We start from the raw sequence: 20264 nt of genomic DNA, 5'->3' as shown, positions 1-20264 counted from the left end.
GCAAAAAGTACGATAGCAGGTAGGAAGTTTTAATTAAGGAAAAATAGTTAATCAGGATTACGAATTTGAGGTGGTAAAGTGATCGAAACGCTAAATGGAATCAAGGGAAAGTTACATGAACTGGAACCAGAGATTCCGATCTACAACGAACAGGTGGGGGAGGGAAATCAGGGACCTGCTTTTCTGGTGATGCAGATCAAAAGCGAACAATTGAACGGTTTGAACGGCAGATATATTCGCACTACGCAATATGATGTCGAGTATTTTCCCGATCTGAACAGTCCCTCGAAAATAGAAGACTGTCGAAGTATGGGGGAGCGACTTTATGAAGCATTAGCGTTTATCAATGTTAATGGCCAGATTCGTGCCAAAGCTATGAGTTACGAAATCATAAATCGCGTGCTTCATTTTCATGTTAACTTTACGGTTACACTTTTTGAGGAAAAGCCAGTGGAACCCAAAATGCAGAAGCTAGAAGAGGAGGTTCGTACATGAACAAAACAAAGCTGCTGAGAGATGTGAGTAGTCCTTTATATGTAAAAGAACAGTTTGTAGGCTCTGAGCGATTCACGGGTACACAGAAAGATGTTCTGAGCGCTTTGCTTGAAGAGGGAAGAGGCTATACAGAAGAACAAGTGTTGGAAATCATGAATGGATATTTAGAAGGGATGGTGCAGTAAATGGCGGGTGGAACATATACGGTACAAAATAAGGTTCGTCCAGGGGCCTATTTCAATTTTACTACGAATGCTTCGTTAGGCACACTTGGTGACAGAGGGATTACTACTATGGCGCTTAAACTGAGTTGGGGGCCTGTTAAACAAGTTTTAACAATTCATGCTGGTGATAATATCAAAACATTGCTTGGTTATGATCTCACCGATTCGAAACTTATGTTGATTCGTGAAGCTCTCAAGCGTGCAGGTACGCTTCTTCTTTATCGATTAAATGCTGGTGTCAAGGCTTCTGCTACAGCAGGCGGTTTAACGGCTACAGCAAAGTATGGCGGTGTGAGGGGAAACGAATTGAAGGTAATTGTCCAGTCGAACGTCGATGATGCTGCCAAATTTGATGTCAGAACGCTGCTAGGATCCGAAGAGGTAGATAAACAGGTTGTTGCCGATATTTCTGGACTCATTCCTAATGAATGGATCGTATGGAGCGGAACAGGATCGTTGACAGCGACGGCTGGTGCATCACTCACAAGCGGTGCTGATGGAACGGTGTTGAATGCCGATCATTCGGATTACTTAAGCGCGATCGAGGTCTTCGATTTTCAGACTGTGGCGCTTCCAAGCAATGATCCGACACTGAAGTCAGTCTATGCTGCCTTCGCGAAACGGTTGCGAGAAGACGAGGGTAAGAAGATCCAAGCGGTGCTTGAGAATTATTCATTAGCCAACTATGAAGGTGTCATTAGTGTCAAAAATGGCGTTGTACTTTCTGATGCGACAGTTATTGATTCCGTATCAGCTACCGCATGGGTAGCAGGAGCGACGGCTGCGGCACGTGTAAATGAGACTTTGACATATCAGGCATATGATGATGCTGTTGACGCTAATCCCCGCTATACGAATAGTCAAATTGAGGCGGCACTCAAAGCCGGAGAATTCGTATTTACACAAAATCAAGGTAGAGCTCTTGTTGAGCAAGACATTAATTCCTTAACGAGTTTTACAGTTACAAAAGGAAAGCCATTCTCCAAAAATCGCGTGATTCGAGTGCTGGATGCGATCAACAATGATTTAAAACGAACATTTGAGTCTTTCTATATCGGGAAGGTAGACAATAATCCGGACGGTCGAAACCTGCTCAAAAATGAATATGTTAAATATTTGGAGTCTTTGCAGGCGATTGGTGCTTTGAAAAATTTCAACTCTCAAACGGATATTACCGTCGTGCAAGGTGAAGCGTCAGATAGCGTGTATTCTCAGGTTGCTGTTCAACCAGTAGATGCTGTAGAGAAAATTTATACGAAAGTGAAGGTGAGCTAAGATGGGTTTTCTCCATGCAAAGGATACGATCTCAGGACAATCTGCTAAGGCTTATGCCACGATTAATGGACAAGTAGAAGAAATGTTCTACGCCAAAAAATTCGAAGCCAAAATCAAAAAGAATAAAAAAGAAATTAAAACATTGGGTAAACTTGGAACCCAAAACAAGGCCAATGGATTTACCGGCACAGGCACCATGACCATTTATTATGTTACCTCTGCTTTTCGTCAGTTGATGTTGAATTACACGAAAAATGGCATTGATAATTATTTTGATATACAAGTTGTGAATGACGATCCGAGTTCATCGGTTGGCATTCAAGACACTGTTATTAGAAACGTTAACCTAGACGAGATCACGATCGCCTCGTTTGACGTTGAGTCAGAGTCATTGGAAGAAGAAGTGAGCTTTACCTTCGATGACTGGGATATGTTCACAAAATTTAAGCAGCCTACACTAAACTAAAAACCGGAGGAGGAATAATTGATGAGTGATATTAGCGTTTTTTTGGCCGGAAATGTTTCGACGGAGACGTCGGAGGAAGTGGTTGTTTCTGACCGTTTCAAAAATAAGGACGGGAAGCCTGTTTCTTGGGTTCTTCGTTCGATTACAGAAGAAGAAAATGACACTATTCGCAAAGCGGCTACGAAACGCAGCAAAGGCAAGGGTGGCCAACAAGTGACAGAAATCGATCAGACCGAATATTTGTCCAGATTGGCAGTAGCTAGTGTTGCCTTCCCAAACTTGAAAGATGTCGAGCTGCAGAAATCGTACGGCGTGCTTGGAGCTGAAACATTAATTCGGAAAATGCTGCTAGCTGGAGAGTATGCCAATCTCATCCTCAAAGTTCAAGAAATTAATGGATTCGATAAGGATATTAATGAGCTGGTAGAAGAAGCAAAAAACTAATCGAGGGGGGATACGATGAGTATGGGGAAAGGTGTGACCCCGACTCCACTGCTATTCTCCTCTATTACGCTCTTTTCAAGCTTCGAAAACTTCCTCATGAAATTATGAGGCTTCCATTAAACGAGCGAGCATTCGTGTTCGCCGCTATACAGTTGTATTCGAAAAAAGAGTCGGATGCGGCTAAAAAAAGATAAATGATAAAGGAGGCTGACTCAGAAGGATACAAACCTAGAGAGCAGCCTCTATTTTTCGAAATGCAACTACTCTTAGAAGAAAGGAGTGAATATATGGCGACCGTTGGATCTGCGCTCAAACTATTTGATCAAATCAATAATACGATTAAGAAAGTTATTTCCTCGAAAGAAATTAAATTAACCGATGAGTATATAACTATACAAGCAAAGTTGAAATTCGTGAATGATGGTAATCAAGCGCCACAGGCGCTTCAAAATGCCATATTTGCAGCGGCAAACCGTTCTGGAAGCGATTATGGCACGATGGCAGGCATGGTTGCTAAATTAGGGCAGACGGCAGGCGGGGCGTTTAGCGGTAATAAAGAAACCATTTCATTTACTGAGCTCATCCAAAAATCATTGAAAATTGGTGGTAGTTCCAAGCAGGACCAACAAGCAGGAATGTCACAAATTACAAAAATTATGGCATCTGGAAAAATGCAAGGTCAAGATTTTGGAGCCTTAATGGAGAGCGCACCCGTTTTGGCTGAATCTATTGCTAATTTTGTCGGCAAATCAAAAGAACAATTGAAGACAATGGGTACCGAAGGCACTATTACTTCCACTGTTCTTAAAGGTGCTATTTTTAAGGCTGCCGATGATATTAATAGTAGGTTTGATAAGCTGCCTAAAACCTTTGAGGATGCGATGACCATTTTCAAAAATAATGCTTTACAAGCGTTTGGCCCTGTCATGGAGAAAGTAAATAATTTGCTTAATTCATCAGCTGGGGGCGAATTGTTTTCTGGCATTTCCATAGCACTGAATTTTGCTGCGGCTGCTGCAGGAGGATTTGTGAATGTAATAAGCGGGCTGATTGGATTAATTCAAGCGAATTGGCCATTTGTTGTAGGATTGCTAACTGCAGCTGCAGTCGTAATCGCAGGCCTGATTATTCCAAAACTGTGGGCAATGATACCTCCACTCTGGGGGCAAGTTACTGCTGCGTATGCTCTTGCTGGTGCTTGGTTTGCTCTTAATTTGCCTCTTTTAGCAGTTGCTGCATTAATTGGCGCCATTGTTTTTGTGTTATTAATGAGTGGGGTTACTGCTGAGCAAGTTGTTGGGACCATTGCGGGATGCTTTATGATGCTCGTGGGGTCAGTTAGCAATTCATTCGCTTATTTATACAATATTATAATCGGATATGTAGAATTTTTCAGAAATTTGTTTATTGATCCAATCTATGCCGTACAAAATATGTATTACAATTTGGCAATGAATTTTGGGAATTACATGTTAAATATGATCCTAAGCACGGAGAACTTTGCCGGAAGTTTTATGAAGTCTATTGTGCGAGGGATTAACGGGGCTATTGAAGGGTTTAACTGGCTCGCGAGTGCAGTATCTGGGATATTTGGAAAAGATTTTAAAGGATTTGAGTTGTTGGATGAATCTAATATGCACGCTGTTAGCGATACAGTGAAAAATGTGATGGATATGATGGAAAAACCAGTTAGTGATAAAGCGGTAGTCTCCATGCAAAGAATGGGGTTCAAAGACCAGAAAAATGAATTCGACTACGGCTATAAATCAGGCGCGGGAATTATGAATAAAATTTCTAGCATTGGAAACGGGCTTAAAGACAGCGGACTTAAAGATAAGGGATTTAACGACAGCTTGCCACTTAGCAACAATACGTTAGGCAAAGTGAACGAGGTTGGAGCGATTAATGACACGGTTGATATCTCCAATGAAGACTTAATGCTCATGCGGGACGTAGCGGAACGCGATAGTATCAAAAATTTCGTTTCACTGACGCCTACTGTAGCAGTTGGGGACGTTCATATTCACGATACGACCGATGCAGATGAAATGATTCGCCGGATTACTGAGGCGGTAGAGGTCGAAGTCACTAACCATGCTCAGGGGGTGTATGCAGGATGAGTTATGGCATTTATTTAAGTTTTAACAACCAAATGGAAGGATTCCAAATTCCCGTTAATCCGGAGACGATCGACATTTCGGGAAGTGGAAACAGCAAAACGTACGACCTTATCGGCCGCGGTGGCGGGACAGAGGAAACAAGAGCCGGTGAAGTGAATGTCATTAAAAATCCGAAACTCCGTGAAGTTTCGTTCAGCAGTTTCTTTCCGGCAGCCATTTACCCGTTTATTCAAGCGGATATCGTGTTTGAGCCGATGCATTATATTCGCCTAATTGAGAAATGGATGGCAACTAGGCATCCGATTCGATTCATTTATACGGGTAGGCATTCAGATCCAATGTTGGTGGATAGCCAGGGAAGGAAAGAACTTAATTTCCCTGCTTCCATTGAGAAATTTGATTGGAAAGAAGCAGCCGGTTCACCAGGTGAAATAGAGTATAGCCTTACCCTGAAAGAATACGTATTTTATTCAGCCCGCAAGCTAGAAATAATAACCGCTGTGGACGGCAGTCAGGCAACAGTATCAGCAGCGCCGAAAAGACCCGACGAGCGAATCCGTGCCCAATTTTATCGATTGAAGAAAAATGAAACCATTGTCGATGTCTCCATGAAGTTTTTTGCTGACGCTGTTGGGAAACCAGATAGCACGCGGTATCGTGAAATTCAAAGGATAAATGAATTATCAGATAATCAAGTGAAGCAACTAAAAGAAGGCGATATGCTGAAAATTCCTCCATATTGAGGTGATGACATGCTAACAGTTGAAATAGACAACAAAGACGGGAACATGTGGGAGCTGCCCATTAGCGCATTGCAGTTCAGCTCGACCAGATACGGCAAGCCATCCAGCTGCTCGATCACGATGTTACGTGGCGGATGGTATGAAGAGAATGCATTTAAATATAACAACGGGGATGTTGTACGAGTAAGGCTGAACGGGAAGCCCGTGTTTTATGGGTATATTTTCTCCATAGAGTCTGGTCGGGATGAAGAAGTCAAGCTAATAGCATATGATCAACTCCGCTATTTGATGTATAACGAGACTTATGTGTTTAAGGACGCCAAGGCTAGTGAAGTTATTAAACAAATTGCAGGAGATCTTAAACTTCAAATTGGAGAGATCGAAGATTCGGGTTACGTTATTCCATCGATTATTGAGGATGGGACCAAATTGATGGACATTATGTGTAAAGCCTTAGATAAAACGTTGATCTCCACGAAGAAAATTTTTGTCTTGTATGATGACTTCGGCTCATTGCGGCTGCGTGATGCGGATAAATGGGTGATGGACTTTGCTCTCGGTGATGTAAGCCTTGTCTATGACTACAGTTTTAATCGATCCATTGATACGGATACGTACAACAGAATTAAGATCGTTCGTGACAATAAGGAAACGAATAAACGCGAAGTGTATATCGATCAAGATAGCAACAATATAGCGAAATGGGGCAGGTTGCAGCAATTTCGCAAAGTGGAAGATAAGATGAATGAAGCTCAGATTACGGAGTTGTTAAAACTGATGCTTGGCGCCAAAAACCGGGAGACCAAAACCTTTTCATTGAATGCCATCGGCGATATCCGGATTAGAGCAGGCTGCCGTGTATTTATCAACATCGAAGAAGCTGGAATCAGCCAGTTTTTTCAAGTGGAAGATTGTACGCACAATTTTGAAGGATCTGAACATACGATGAAACTGGATTTGAAGGTGGTCTCATGAACAATGTAACGAAATTGGTGCGAGCTTTAAAAAGCGCCAGTGTTGGGGCTGTGGAAGCCGGCACGCCCGTTCATATTACGTTTGGCGAAGTCATCAGCATCCATCCTCTCCAGATTACTGTGGATCAACGGTTTTCATTAGATCAGGATTTTTTAATTGTTCCAGAGCAGTTAACGCCTTATCAAATCATGATCGAAGGTCAGCCTGTTGTCATTAGACGTGGTTTGGAAGTTGGTGACAGTTTGCTTCTTTTACGTATGCAGGGCGGGCAAAAATATGTCCTTTTGGACAAGGTGGTGGAGGCATGATTCCGCAAGGAGGGTTTGGCAATTCACTTTTTCAGCAAATACAGCTACCAAGCAAGAGTTATCAGATTGATTCTGTCAATCGACGGATTGTAGGCCATGTGGACGGACTAGAGGCTGTTCAACAAGCTGTTTATAAAATTTTGCAGACGCAGCGATTTGAGCATTCGATTTATAGTTCCAATTATGGCAGCGAATTATCTTCTATTATCGGGCAAAATGCTGATTTTGTTCAGTCTGAGCTAAGCCGACGCGTTCAACAAGCACTTCTGCAAGATGAGCGCATTCAGGCTGTAGAGAATTTTAACGTTACCTTCACAGGCGACTCGGCATTAATTGAATTTCAAGTTATAACCCAATATGGAAGCTTTGAAAGTGCAAAGGAGGTGTGACACTATGTTTGAATCACAAAGTTATGCAGTTATTATGGAGCGTATGTTGGAACGCGTTCCTGCCGACATGGATAAACGCGAAGGAAGCGTCATTTATGATGCCATTGCTCCTGCAGCGCGCGAGTTGGCAAAGATGTATGTCTCGGTGGACGCGAACCTTCGAGCCGTTTTCCCGCATACAGCGACCGATGAACATTTGGATGCAATTACGGAGCCATTTGGCGAATCTCGCAAACAAGCTACGTATGCCGTGCGCAAGGGGCTTTTTTACGGAACTCTCAATATGCCGATTGACGTTCCATTAGGAAGTCGCTTCTCCATTTCCGGTGTGAAGTACACCGTCGTTCTTAAGCTAGCTGTCGGACAATTCGAATTGCGCTGTGAGACAGCGGGAAAAGTCGGCAATCAGAAATTTGGCACCATGCTGCCATTGGATTATTTGGACGGTCTGGTAAGTGCCAGTTTAACGGATGTGCTGATTCCCGGAGATGACAAAGAAAGCGATGACGAATACAGAGTCAGATTTATGCAAAAAGTACGGCTCCCGTCAACAAGCGGGAATAAAGCAGATTACAAGAAGTGGGCGCTAGAGGTTGATGGTGTGGGGGCTGTTCAAGTCATCCCTTTTTGGAACGGAGGCGGAACGGTCAAAGTGGTTATCATTGACACTGACATGAAACCAGCAAGCACTCAGCTTGTGCAGAACGTACAGGGGTATATATCCCCGGCAGCAGGTTATGGCGAAGGCATGGCACCTGTTGGGGCAAGCGTAACGGTAGCAGCTGCCGCTTCGGTGCTGGTTCAGGTATCTGCGAAAGTCATTCGCAATGGAACGCGAACGATTGCTCAAATCAAGGGTGACTTTGAAAAAGTATGCGAGGACTATTTGGCTAGCCTTGCATTCGGACAAGACCCTTCTGTGAAATATGCAAAGGTTGGAGCCCTTATGTTAAGTATTCCAGGCGTTCAGGATTATACAACATTTCAGTTGAATGGAACGACGGGCAATATCGCGGTGACGGAAGGATCGGTTGCGGTGAGGGGGACGGTGACATTAAGTGAATAATTTTGGTATTGTTAGTCCGTCTGGGGAACGAATGCTGGATGCGCTGCCGAGTCTATATGAGGATATTTATGAAATGCGAGTTCTCATGGAAACCGATGGTCAAGAGATGGATCTCATGACAAGCAAAATCAAGGAAGTTCTGGACCAGTCGACAATTGATCTAGCCACATGGGGGCTGGATTATTGGGAGTATTTTCTCGGTATTAAGACAGAGTCAGGGAAACCACTCGATCAGCGCAGGTCGGTTATAAAGTCGAAGATCCGTGGCACAGGTACGGTGACTTTGAGCCTGTTGAAGCGCGTCGCTGAAGCTTATGACAATGGTCAGGTAGAGGTTACCGAAGATGCCGCGAACTACAAGGTGATCATAAAATTCGTCAGCACGCATGGTATACCGACGAACTTGGCTGATATTGAGAAGGCTTTACTTGATATCATGCCTGCTCATTTGGTCATTGAATTTGTGTTTAGTTATCTTTCTTGGGGGGCGTTCGACACACATGGATTTACTTGGGAATCGCTTTCCGCGATGAATTATACATGGGACCAACTTGAACGGTTGGCCTAAGGAGGGATTATTTATGTCTACAACAACACCAAAATTGGGTTTGCCGCGTCCGGTCGCTTCGGACAATGTGACTTTGGCGAATCAGCAGGCTTTGATTGATGCGATTGATAGTGGGGTTGCTGCATACGTAAGGTCAGTAAACAAAAACATTGGTGATACGAATACGGATATTGTCAAGAACAAAGCAATCTGGCTGGATATAGATACGCGAACAACCGTAATGACCTACACATCCGGGAAACTAATGAAGGTAGAGGAGAAAGACGCATTATCCGTTGTTAAATCCACAGTAATGACTTATGACGGAAACGATCGATTATTTACCATAGCAGAAACAGCCGGCGGCGAGACAATCACGAGAACGATTACTTACGATAACAACAATAATATTTCAACAGTAACAAAGGCGGTGTCTTAATGACGATTGATCCAGCGGCTTTAGCGGAGTTAATACAAGTTAAAAATAAAATCGGTACAAATGCAGATACTTCAGGTACTAACACGTTGTTTGCTAGATTAGCCCAGATTGCTGCATATGTCGACCAGGTGGAAGGTTACACGGACACGCTTGAAACACTGCTCGGATTTACGGGCGATGCTGCAAGCGGAACCGGTTCGGTTATGGCTCGCTTGGCTCAGTTAAATTCATTTCTCGGGACGGTAAACACCAATGTAAATACGGCTAATACAAATATTACTGCAAATGGTTCAAAAATCGGTTCGAATACAGATTCTTCTGGTACAGCTACTCTGTTTGCACTACTGAAAAAGCTAGACGCAAAGGGTGTGGGACAAACAGAAATACAACCAACTTATACAAGGACTGCTTCCATACCAGGCGGACAATCTAATCTAAGAAACCCCCGAGTTTGGTATACAATAGCTGACATACAGAATAAAAAAGGGGTAATAATGGCCTGTTATGCTTTTGGGAGTTGCGGTTCTTATGATTCTGGAGGAGACAGCACTTTGGTTGGTGGAATTATATCTTACAGATTAACAATAGATGACCAGGTGGAAACGATAAACTTTGGATTTGGGCCGGGCCCATTCTCAAATACCAACTATTATGAGAATTATGGATTTGGCCTGTATATCATAGATGATAACCAGTTTTATGGAGGGGACAACACATATAGAACTTTTAAAAGGCAAGATGCTCTCTACTTCTCTAAGAATTTTAAATTCGAAGTCATGATAAATCCCACTCAAACAGGATTTACGAATAATCAGGTTCTATTAACCACTAATATTGTTAGGTATGCTCTGCATGTGGGACAATAAGGAGGTCATTGCCATGAGTGAAATAACAACATATACCAAGTTCGAGAATATGGTAATCAGAAGGGTTTCAAAAGGAGACAATAAAAACAGTTACGTGGAAGATACCTTCGGATTAGTCAATAAAATCGAGACGATCAGATTAAATACTATGACAGTTGTAGATATCTCTTACGTGTTTGATTTTGAATTGAGTGTTTATACTGAAACAGGAAGAATTAACCGAATTGAACCGTTACCGTCACAACCAGAGACAGTCGATCAAAAGATAATTCGGTTTGAAGCAGAAAACGCAAAAAATAAATCCGATAAAATTATGATCATGGAAGCTGTTACTGAAGTTTACGAAATGTTACTAATGTTTCAGGAAGGAGTATAACATGGTCCAACTTTATTACAATCTAATTAAAGAAGGTTATCGAACAATTAACCAGGTACCCGAGAAACACCGAATTGATGTTCAAACATTACTTGACGCTGATCAAGCTCAAGTAGGTGACTAATGATCTTTATTATTAGGGATCTTTTTGATGCTAAAGTGGTATAGTCTCCCTACTCATCTGTTTTTGCCACATCAGATAAATATTATCAAGGCCGACCACCACCAGCAGTGAGGACTTAGAGGGTACCAAGAATCAATGAAGATGTTGGAGTTTTTTATAAGTTGCGTGATTTTTCTTAAGAATTTCATACTGTATTTCATCAGCCCGAAAAGTGGACGATTTTAACAAAACAGCCCGCTTCCCGGGCTGTTTTCTGTTTATAATGGAGTAGGCAAACAGCTGTGCTAACTATGAAAAAGTCACTCAAACAAAATACATCATAATTATGTTTTTTCAAGATTCATTTTGGAGATAGTAACAAGAGAAAATTACAGAGCACAAGAATGGATGAGTGTGGAATTTTGCAAGTTGCAGGTAGATAGCATATCTTTATGATAGTGATAATGAAGTTTTATGTGTGCTTTTGTTCACTTACTAAGCAAAATACTTTATTATTAAGTTAGGAAAAAAGCAATTTTTTGCTAATAGAGTAGCTAAGGAGAGATTCCCATGTCTGCAACCAAAGGTTTAGAAGGAATTGTAGCCACGACCTCGTCGATTAGTTCCATTGTGGATGGAGTACTAACGTACCGAGGGATTGATATTGATGACCTCGCAGAAAATGCGACTTTTGAAGAAGTTATTTATTTGCTTTGGTTCGGCAAACTGCCAACGCAAACTGAGCTTGAGAAACTGCAAAGCGACCTGAACGCTTACAGCAAGGTGCCTGACGCGGTTATCGCTCAGTTAAAAGCATTCCCGAAAGATGTTAATTCGATGGCAGCTCTTCGCACAGCTGTATCTGCTCTTGCTCTGTATGATGACGAAGCTAATGACTTGAACCAAGAATCCAACGTGCGTAAAGCGATCAAGCTGCAAGCGCAAATTCCTGGTATCATCGCAGCATTCGCTCGTATCCGTGAAGGCAAAGAACCTGTAGCGTCCCCAGGGTATTCTTCCGTAGCTGCGAACTTTCTGTACCAACTTACTGGCAAAGAGCCGGATAAAGTGGCAATCGAAGCATTGGACAAAGCATTGGTTCTGCATGCTGACCACGAGCTGAACGCTTCCACATTCGCGGCGCGTGTTACTGTTGCTACATTGACTGATATCTATTCCGGTATTACGTCTGCTATCGGCACGCTCAAAGGACCTCTTCACGGTGGAGCGAACGAAGCGGTTATGGCGATGCTTGAAGAAATCGGTACTGTAGAGAACGTTGTTCCTTACATCAACGATAAATTAGAGCGTAAAGATAAAATCATGGGCTTTGGTCACCGTGTATACAAAAACGGCGATCCGCGTGCGAAGCACTTGCAAAAAATGTCCTATGAGCTTGGTAAATTGACGGGCAACCTGAAATGGTACGAAATGTCCATTAAAGCAGACGAGTTGGTATCAGGCCTTAAAGGTTTGAAACCAAATGTTGACTTTTACTCAGCATCTGTCTATACAACATTGGAAATCCCTCGCGACCTGTTCACGCCTATCTTCGCGATCAGCCGTACATCCGGTTGGGCTGCCCACATTTTGGAGCAGTACGAAAACAACCGCTTGATCCGTCCTCGTGCAGAGTACACAGGTCCGGTTAACCAAAAATATATCCCAATTAGCCAGCGCTAATTAGATCTTCACGGAAGCTCAAGGTGCGGGCAGTTCGGTACCCAACTCAGGTCGATTCTGGGGAGTACCGCGACTCCCGTCACTTTTTGTGTGCCTATGACTCTTCATATCTCTCTACGATGACGAGTTGCATTTGTGAAAAGGGTACTCGTTGTAGTAATGTAACTAGTGGACTGCTAAAAGAACGATGGCGTTTTGCACCAAAGTTTATTCATTTGTATTATTCTAAACAAATCCAAGGAGGAACTATTTCATGCCACAATTCGAATCCTACTCACTTCCAACTGAAGGTCAAAAAATCACCATTGAGAACGGTGTACTTCAAGTACCTAACAACCCAATCATCCCTTACATCGAAGGTGACGGTACGGGCCCTGACATCTGGGCGGCTTCCGTTCGCGTTCTAGATGCTGCTGTTGAAAAAGCATACAAAGGCGAGAAGAAAATCGCTTGGTACGAAGTTTTTGCAGGTGAGAAAGCTTTCAATAAATTCAACAACTGGTTGCCTAACGATACGTTAACAGCTATGCGCGAATACATCGTGTCCATCAAAGGACCTCTTACTACGCCAATCGGCGGTGGTATTCGTTCCCTGAACGTTGCACTTCGTCAAGAATTGGATCTTTATGTATGTTCCCGTCCAGTTCGTTATTTCGACGGTGTTCCATCCCCAGTTAAACGTCCTGAGTTGGTTGACATGGTTATTTTCCGTGAAAATACAGAAGATATCTACGCGGGCATCGAGTGGGAAGCTGGTTCCGACGCTGTTAAAAAAGTCATCAAATTCCTTCAAGACGAAATGGGCGTTAACAAAATTCGTTTCCCAGAAACTTCAGGGATCGGTGTTAAACCAGTATCTTCCGAAGGTACAGAGCGTTTGGTACGCGCTGCAATCGAATATGCAATCAAGCATGGCCGTAAAACATTAACATTGGTTCACAAAGGCAACATCATGAAGTTCACAGAAGGCGCGTTCAAAAACTGGGGTTACGAGTTGGCTGAGCGTGAGTTTGGTGACAAAACATTTACATGGGCACAATACGATCGTATCAAAGAAGCTGAAGGCGCTGAAGCAGCGAACAAAGCTCAAAAAGATGCTGAAGCAGCTGGCAAAATCATCGTTAAAGATGCAATTGCTGACATCGCTTTGCAACAAGTATTGACTCGTCCTACTGACTTCGACGTTATCGCTACATTGAACTTGAACGGTGACTACCTGTCTGATGCACTTGCTGCACAAGTTGGCGGTATCGGTATCGCTCCAGGAGCAAACATCAACTACATCACAGGTCACGCGATCTTCGAAGCTACGCATGGTACAGCTCCTAAATATGCTGGTCTTGACGTAGTTAACCCAGGTTCCGTTATCCTTTCCGGTGTAATGTTGCTTGAGCACCTTGGCTGGTTGGAAGCGGCTGAACTGATCTACAAAGGTTTGGAAACATCCATCAACAACAAAACCGTTACTTATGACTTTGCTCGTTTGATGGAAGGCGCGAAAGAAATCAAATGTTCTGAGTTCGCGAACGAAATCATCAAAAACATGGCTTAATCCTTTTCCACGAAGCGTATAACCAACCAAACTATTAGGAGGCACATCTCAAATGGCGATCCGTCGTAGTAAAATTACTGTCGTTGGTGCTGGGTTCACGGGTGCAACAACTGCTCTTATGCTAGCTCAAAAAGAACTCGGTGACGTTGTTCTTCTTGATATTCCACAATTGGAAAACCCTACAAAAGGGAAAGCACTTGATATGCTGGAAGCAGGTCCGGTTCAAGGCTTTGATGCTCAAATTACTGGTACTTCCAACTATGCGGATGCTGCTGATTCCGACATCGTAATCATCACAGCGGGTATTGCTCGTAAACCGGGGATGAGCCGCGATGATTTGGTTAACACGAATGCAGGTATCGTGAAATCCGTTTGTGAGAATGTAAAAGCAGTTGCTCCTAACTCCATCGTTATCATTTTGAGCAATCCGGTTGATGCTATGACTTATGTGGCATTCCAAGCTCTTGGCTTCCCTAAAAACCGTGTAATCGGCCAATCCGGTGTACTGGATACAGCTCGTTACTTGACATTCATCTCGCAAGAATTGAATGTATCCGTTGAGGATGTTAAAGGGGTAGTTATCGGTGGTCACGGCGATGACATGGTTCCTTTGGTTCGTTACACATACGCTGGCGGTGTTCCAATTGAGAAATTGATTCCAGCTGATCGCATCGAAGCTATTGTTCAACGTACACGTACTGGCGGCGGCGAAATCGTTAACTTGCTTGGTAACGGTAGTGCTTACTACGCACCAGCTGCGTCTCTTGTCCAAATGACAGAAGCGATTCTCAAGGATAAAAAGCGTATCATCCCTACAATTGCTTTGCTCGAAGGCGAGTACGGCTATGATAATTTGTTCATGGGCGTTCTTACGGTTCTTGGCGCTAACGGTATCGAGAGAATTCTTGACATCGAGTTGACTGCCGAAGAGAAAGCCGCTTTGGACAAAACAGCAGAGTCCGTTCGCAACGTAATTAAAGTTGTAGCGGGCTAATGAAGAAATCAAAGAAGAGTTGATCTCCTATTTACTAGGGGGTCGGCTCTTTTTTTGATTGAATGCATCGACATTTGTTTCTTTTGTAAAATCACGCAAAGGGGGTATTGCTAAGTCCACGACCTGTGCTACGATACAACTAAGCCTAATATTGGCTAAATATTCCATGTGATGGAGGGATTTGATGTTGAGAAGTTTGTTCGGAACTAAGAGTTGGAAAAGTCTCGCTTTAACAGTAACCTTGTCGGTGTCCTTGTTAGGGGCTGTTCCTCAGGCTTTCGCCGAAGGACCGAGTGATCCAGCGCCATCCATTACGCCGACTACGGCGAATGGCAAGAAAGTGCTTTTTGACAACACACACGGTCAAACGGCAGGTGCGGCGGATTGGGTCATTGACGGCGGTTTCTCAGATTTCGCCAATGCATTAGGAAATGCGGGTTACTATGTCAAAGAGCTGCGCAAAAGTACGCCAATCACGCTCTCTGATCTAACGGCTTATGATGTATTTGTAATTGGCGAAGCGAACATCCCTTACAAAACATCGGAGCAAAGCGCCATGCTGCAATATGTACAAGGTGGCGGCAGTATCTTTTTCATTGGTGATCACTATAATGCGGATCGGAACAAGAATCGTTGGGATGCTTCCGAAGTATTCAACGGCTATCGCCGCGGCGGCTGGGCGAATCCAGCAGTTGGTATGAGCACAGCAGAAGCGAACTCAGCGGCGATGTCAGGAGTGGCAAGCTCAGACTGGCTATCTACGAACTTCGGGGTTAGATTCCGCTACAATGCGTTAGGTGATATAACGGCTAATAATATCATCGCACCTGCGCAAGCTTTCAACATTACAAGCGGCGTGTCGACAGTCGCCATGCATGCTGGCTCTACACTCGCGATTACCGACCCTAATAAGGCCAAAGGGATTGTTTATTTACCAGCAACGACAACTAGTTGGTCAAATGCTGTGGATCAAGGTGTTTATAACGGTGGAGGCGTGGCGGAAGGACCTTTCGTCGCTGTTTCCAAAGTAAGCGCAGGGAAAGCGGGCTTCATCGGTGACTCCTCGCCTGTGGAAGATGCAACGCCGAAATATTTGAAAGAAGAAACAGGCGGTACCAAAACGACATATGCCGGTTTCCAAGAGCAAAATGATGCTGCCTTGCTAGTCAATATGGTAAACTGGCTGGCAACCAAAGAAAGCTATACAAGTTTAACGCAAGTATCGGGATTAACATTAAGCACTGCAACGACCCTATATACGTGGGAGCAGCCTGCCAATACGACGGAGCCGCAAACAGAGCCGTGGGCAACGCCTGCAGCAGGATACAAATGGTATGATAGTTCCACGTTCAAAGCGGGTTCATACGGTTATTCTTCCTCTACCAATACAACGGATCCTTTTGCTTTTGTTCATCAAGCTCAATTGCCGAATCAAGCTACGTTTCAGGTGAAGATAATTGTTAATGGATTAGCCGCTAATGGAACGACAACAGGCTATAATCTAGGCATTTACAACGGCTCAGGGACGCAAGTCGCGAAAATTCAAAACAGTGATGGCTCCTGGCCGGCCTCCTACGGATACAGCACTAGCTTTTCGCTAACTGCTGACAGCAGTGGTCATGCGGAGAAGATTGTCAGTATCCAAATCAACTCAACAGCTTCAGGCGCAGCCAACATGCGTTTGAGACAGAACACGACGGCTAAGTTCACAGAGGCGGTTACGATTGCCAATGTACCGGCGCAGCCGCTCCCTTAAAGGCTCTGCTTAAGAGCAGGCTGTAAAAAATATACCCTTGCGAATTCTGTTTAAGACAGAGGACGTAAGGGTATTTTGCTATAGGCTGCCTTTGAAGTTTCAAAGAGGTATGTTACTATAAGGCATTAGAATTTTAAAATAGGTGAAAAGCCAAGATGCAGAATGTCGTTAAAAGTGAAAGATTACAAATGTTGATTATCGCTATGGCGACGGCCATTAGCGCTCAATTCAAGATAAATCCGTTCAGCCATGATTTCTTTCGCATTGGGCTAGGCGTAAGTATTTTTTTGTTTTTTTTATTGCTCATGCCGCATTTGCCATATGTGAAAACGGGTATACTGACGGGGATTGCAAGTATGATCGTGCAGTCGGGGGATTGGATTACGCATGTTCATTCTTTCACACTTATGGAGAGTTTGCGCAATAATGTTGCTGCAGGATGCTACTATGTTGTTTTTGCAATTGGAATGAGCAAGGTTCAAGGGAGAACTAACGAACTTCAACCACTTATATTGGGTGGATATATTGCTGTCATCGACTTCTTTTCAAATGAAACGGAGCTCTTATTACGTGGCGTATTCATCGGCACCAATGCGTTCTATTTGAAAGAATGGTTCCTTATCTTGGGCATTGCTGTGGTTCGCAGCTATTTTGTAATTGGGCTGTATAACAGTATTGCCATCAATCAGATGCGGTCTCTTCACGCTGAGCAGGAAAAGCGGATGGAGCAGATGCTTAACATCAACTCAGGTCTGTACGGGGAAGTCTTTTATTTGAAAAAAGCAATGGATACGATAGAAGGCATTACCGCGGACAGCTATGATCTTTATCGGAATTTGAAGCGGGATCAATTGGATAGCTATGGTTTGCGTACGCTGCGGATCGCTCAGCAAATCCATGAAGTAAAGAAGGATTCCCAACGCATTCTGGCTGGTTTACTGAAGTTATTCGACAGTGAGGTAGCGGTCAATATGAGTCTTTCGGAGATACTGCACTTCGTTGTTAAGGGAAATCAAGAATATAGTGAGATGTTGAAGAAAAAGATCAGGATTGAAACAGAACTGACCGTTCATTTGGAAACTTCCGAATATGTGCCTTTGCTGACGATTATGAATAACTTGGTGGCGAATGCCGTTGAGGCAATCGAGAAGTACGGAACTATAGGCATTCAGATGTTTGAAAAAGATGATGATATGTATTTGATTATTACGGACTCGGGAAAAGGTATTCCCGATACGAAGAAGGAGCTTATTTTTGAACCGGGGTATACGACGAAATACAATGAAGAAGGGATCGCGGCAACGGGGATTGGACTTTCGCATGTACGCGATATTGTTCATTCCATGGGGGGAACTATCACGATTGCTGTATCTGAGCAAGCTAAGGAGACTCAATTTATTGTTCGTCTTCCCCAAACAATTCTAATAAAAGAGGGCAGAGTGGATGGCACTTTCGATCATAATCGTAGATGATGATCTCGTCTGCAGGAGTATGCTGCAAGATATTATTGAGGAATGCGGCATTGGCGAAGTAATAGGAATGGCAGAAGGCGGCATTGAGGGAGTTCATATGATCCTTAAATCGAAGCCGGATGTTGTATTGATTGATCTATTAATGCCCGATCAGGACGGTATTGAGACCATCAAACGCTTGAAAAGCATGGATTACAACGGAAAATTTATTATGATTTCGCAAATTGAAAACAAAGACATGGTCGGAGAGGCTTATCAAAAGGGGATTGAATTTTTTATCCATAAGCCGATTAACCGAGTAGAAGTAGAACATGTATTAAGTAAAGTAAATGATCAGTGGAAGTACGAGCGCTATATTACAGAGATCAAGCAGTCATTGGCCAAATTGGATATCACTGAATTAACGACTGTCCGGAAAGTGCGCAAAGTTCGTGATGTTGTGAAGCCGATTCTGATGGATTTAGGCATTATCGGGGAGATTGGCAGTAAGGATATTGTGGCCGTTATGGAGTATGCGATCGAACAGAGACAGGTAACCAGCTTCCCTCCATTAAAAGAATTGTACGAGTCAGTTGCTCATACCTATAAGCAAAGCCAGAAAGAAGTTGACAAAGAAAGCAAGGCGATTGAACAGCGCATTCGGCGAACGATTATGTCTGCTCTCAATCATATGGCGTCCATTGGACTTACGGATTACAGTAATCCTAAGTTTGAATATTATGCCCCGCTGTACTTCGATTTCCAGGATGTTCGGATGCGGATGAAAGTGATGGACGAAGAACAATCTCCCGAAAAAGGAAAAATAAACATCAAAAAGTTTTTACAAGTTTTTTATATGGAGACGTTGGAGAAGGTAAATCATTAAGAATGGAATTCATCTTTCGAGTCTGGAGGCAGTGGACTAGGAGGGGGAATTCCTTTTTTATTTCACTGTGATATATCATCACATCAAAAACATATCGGATAGAAATGTAATCGGATACAAATTTATGTAGATGGAATGAGACGATTTTCATGTAAACTATATTTTCATGTCGTGTGATTAGTTTTGTAGGATTCTGTATGTTGCTGTAGAGCAGGGGGTAGAGTGTATTTAGCAAGTGATCCAATCATTCGTACTTACAAATTAATTAGGGAAAAGGGGTTCTTATATGAAAAAAGGTTTATCAGTCTTATTGGGGACGGTTATCATTATATCTCTTACTGCATGTGGAAATAGTGCAACTACAGCTAATCCATCTAAGGAATCCTCGCAACCTGTTTCAACAACGGTAAAAAAATACACGTTTGGTACGGATGCGACATATCCCCCCTTTGAGTTCCAAAAAGATGGCAAGTACATCGGAATCGATATTGATTTACTGAATGCAATTGCCAAAGAAGAAGGTTTCGAAGTTGAAATCAAACCAATGAATTTCAAAGGAATTATTCCTGCAATTACGGCTAAGCAATTGGATGGCGCTGTAGCCGGTATCAGTATTACAGACGAACGCAAACAGGTTGTAGGACTTTCGGATTCCTATTATCAAGCGGGGCTTTCGCTAATTGTTCGTGAAGATAATACAACGATTAAGACACCTGAGGACCTCAAGGGAAAAGTCATTGCGATAAAAAAAGGAACTGCTGGATCTAAGCTTGCCGATGAATATGGCAAAAAATATGGTGCCCAAGTGAAATATTTCGATGATAGCCCGTCCATGTATCAAGAAGTAGCGAACAAAAATGCAGATGTTACTATAGAAGACTATCCGGTGATCTCCTACAAGATTGCCATTGATCCCAATTCCAAGCTGAAAATTGTAGGTGATCGTCTGAACGGTGACAACTATGGTATCGCGGTGAGTAAAGAGAATGAGGAATTGCTGAAAAAAATCAATGATGGACTCAAGAAGCTGAAAGACAACGGGAAATATGATCAGATCATCAACACATATATGGGGAAATCCACAAAATAGATCACACATGCGCTAA

General features: G+C 43.1%; 23 protein-coding genes. All 23 read left to right on the top strand.

Going from position 1 to position 20264, the window contains the following annotated elements; all coding sequences use genetic code 11:
- Positions 1-78 precede the first annotated feature (78 nt).
- The 23 genes from LOZ80_RS22135 (at position 79) to LOZ80_RS22030 (ending at position 20248) form a co-directional block, all read left to right on the top strand.
- Positions 79-495 carry a phage tail terminator family protein gene (locus LOZ80_RS22135; protein WP_238166737.1) on the top strand — a complete coding sequence of 139 codons (417 nt, stop codon included), beginning with the start codon at positions 79-81 and terminating at the stop codon, positions 493-495.
- A complete protein-coding gene (locus tag LOZ80_RS22130; protein WP_238166736.1) occupies positions 492-680 on the top strand; it encodes a hypothetical protein in 189 nt (62 codons plus the stop codon). The genes LOZ80_RS22135 and LOZ80_RS22130 overlap by 4 nt, the downstream gene beginning before the upstream one ends.
- Entirely contained in the window at positions 681-1994 is a 1314-nt protein-coding gene (locus LOZ80_RS22125) for a phage tail sheath family protein (RefSeq protein ID WP_238166735.1), read from the top strand.
- Position 1995: 1 nt separating this feature from the next.
- Entirely contained in the window at positions 1996-2460 is a 465-nt protein-coding gene (locus LOZ80_RS22120; protein ID WP_189007563.1) for a phage tail tube protein, read from the top strand.
- A gap of 21 nt (positions 2461-2481) precedes the next feature.
- A complete protein-coding gene (locus LOZ80_RS22115; protein WP_238166734.1) occupies positions 2482-2904 on the top strand; it encodes a phage tail assembly chaperone in 423 nt (140 codons plus the stop codon).
- Between the two features lie 287 nt (positions 2905-3191).
- The gene (locus tag LOZ80_RS22110; RefSeq protein WP_238166733.1) at positions 3192-5024 is read left to right on the top strand and encodes a tape measure protein; all 1833 of its coding nucleotides are present in this window, start codon (positions 3192-3194) and stop codon (positions 5022-5024) included.
- Complete coding sequence (locus LOZ80_RS22105) at positions 5021-5767, top strand: LysM peptidoglycan-binding domain-containing protein (protein ID WP_238166732.1); 747 nt, start codon at positions 5021-5023, stop codon at positions 5765-5767. Before LOZ80_RS22110 ends, LOZ80_RS22105 begins: the two co-directional genes overlap by 4 nt.
- 9 nt (positions 5768-5776) lie before the next feature.
- The gene (locus LOZ80_RS22100; protein WP_238166731.1) at positions 5777-6742 is read left to right on the top strand and encodes an XkdQ/YqbQ family protein; all 966 of its coding nucleotides are present in this window, start codon (positions 5777-5779) and stop codon (positions 6740-6742) included.
- Positions 6739-7050: a DUF2577 domain-containing protein gene (locus tag LOZ80_RS22095; protein WP_238166730.1), complete on the top strand. Its 312-nt coding sequence runs from the start codon at positions 6739-6741 to the stop codon at positions 7048-7050. Before LOZ80_RS22100 ends, LOZ80_RS22095 begins: the two co-directional genes overlap by 4 nt.
- Positions 7047-7439 carry a DUF2634 domain-containing protein gene (locus LOZ80_RS22090; RefSeq protein WP_238166729.1) on the top strand — a complete coding sequence of 131 codons (393 nt, stop codon included), beginning with the start codon at positions 7047-7049 and terminating at the stop codon, positions 7437-7439. Before LOZ80_RS22095 ends, LOZ80_RS22090 begins: the two co-directional genes overlap by 4 nt.
- Positions 7440-7443: 4 nt before the next feature.
- Entirely contained in the window at positions 7444-8505 is a 1062-nt protein-coding gene (locus tag LOZ80_RS22085; RefSeq protein WP_238166728.1) for a baseplate J/gp47 family protein, read from the top strand.
- Entirely contained in the window at positions 8498-9073 is a 576-nt protein-coding gene (locus tag LOZ80_RS22080; RefSeq protein ID WP_238166727.1) for a putative phage tail protein, read from the top strand. Before LOZ80_RS22085 ends, LOZ80_RS22080 begins: the two co-directional genes overlap by 8 nt.
- Positions 9074-9086: 13 nt before the next feature.
- Complete coding sequence (locus LOZ80_RS22075) at positions 9087-9491, top strand: hypothetical protein (protein WP_238166726.1); 405 nt, start codon at positions 9087-9089, stop codon at positions 9489-9491.
- Positions 9491-10357, top strand: coding sequence for a hypothetical protein (locus LOZ80_RS22070; RefSeq protein WP_238166725.1), 867 nt, complete (start codon positions 9491-9493; stop codon positions 10355-10357). The genes LOZ80_RS22075 and LOZ80_RS22070 overlap by 1 nt, the downstream gene beginning before the upstream one ends.
- A gap of 13 nt (positions 10358-10370) precedes the next feature.
- A complete protein-coding gene (locus LOZ80_RS22065) occupies positions 10371-10733 on the top strand; it encodes a hypothetical protein (RefSeq protein WP_238166724.1) in 363 nt (120 codons plus the stop codon).
- A 1-nt stretch (position 10734) separates the two neighbouring features.
- Positions 10735-10857 (top strand): CD1375 family protein, encoded by a 123-nt coding sequence (locus tag LOZ80_RS39545; RefSeq protein WP_443146971.1) that lies wholly within the window; start codon positions 10735-10737, stop codon positions 10855-10857.
- Between the two features lie 549 nt (positions 10858-11406).
- On the top strand, positions 11407-12519 hold the full coding sequence (citZ, locus tag LOZ80_RS22060) for a citrate synthase (protein ID WP_238166723.1): 1113 nt from the start codon (positions 11407-11409) through the stop codon (positions 12517-12519).
- Positions 12520-12772: 253 nt separating this feature from the next.
- Positions 12773-14071, top strand: coding sequence for an NADP-dependent isocitrate dehydrogenase (gene icd, locus LOZ80_RS22055; protein WP_238166722.1), 1299 nt, complete (start codon positions 12773-12775; stop codon positions 14069-14071).
- Positions 14072-14123: 52 nt separating this feature from the next.
- Positions 14124-15065, top strand: a complete 942-nt coding sequence (mdh, locus tag LOZ80_RS22050; RefSeq protein WP_238166721.1) for a malate dehydrogenase — start codon at positions 14124-14126, stop codon at positions 15063-15065.
- Positions 15066-15249: 184 nt separating this feature from the next.
- Entirely contained in the window at positions 15250-16821 is a 1572-nt protein-coding gene (locus LOZ80_RS22045) for a DNA-binding protein (protein WP_238166720.1), read from the top strand.
- A gap of 155 nt (positions 16822-16976) precedes the next feature.
- Positions 16977-18293, top strand: coding sequence for an ATP-binding protein (locus LOZ80_RS22040; RefSeq protein ID WP_238166719.1), 1317 nt, complete (start codon positions 16977-16979; stop codon positions 18291-18293).
- Positions 18265-19158 (top strand): response regulator, encoded by an 894-nt coding sequence (locus LOZ80_RS22035; RefSeq protein WP_238166718.1) that lies wholly within the window; start codon positions 18265-18267, stop codon positions 19156-19158. Before LOZ80_RS22040 ends, LOZ80_RS22035 begins: the two co-directional genes overlap by 29 nt.
- 286 nt (positions 19159-19444) lie before the next feature.
- Positions 19445-20248, top strand: coding sequence for a transporter substrate-binding domain-containing protein (locus LOZ80_RS22030; protein WP_238166717.1), 804 nt, complete (start codon positions 19445-19447; stop codon positions 20246-20248).
- Positions 20249-20264 lie beyond the last annotated feature (16 nt).

Source organism: Paenibacillus sp. HWE-109 (assembly GCF_022163125.1).
In the GTDB taxonomy this organism is placed as follows: Bacteria; Bacillota; Bacilli; order Paenibacillales; family NBRC-103111; genus Paenibacillus_E.
Note: the sequence above shows the minus strand (reverse complement) of the source record. Positions and strands in the feature narration are given on the sequence as shown.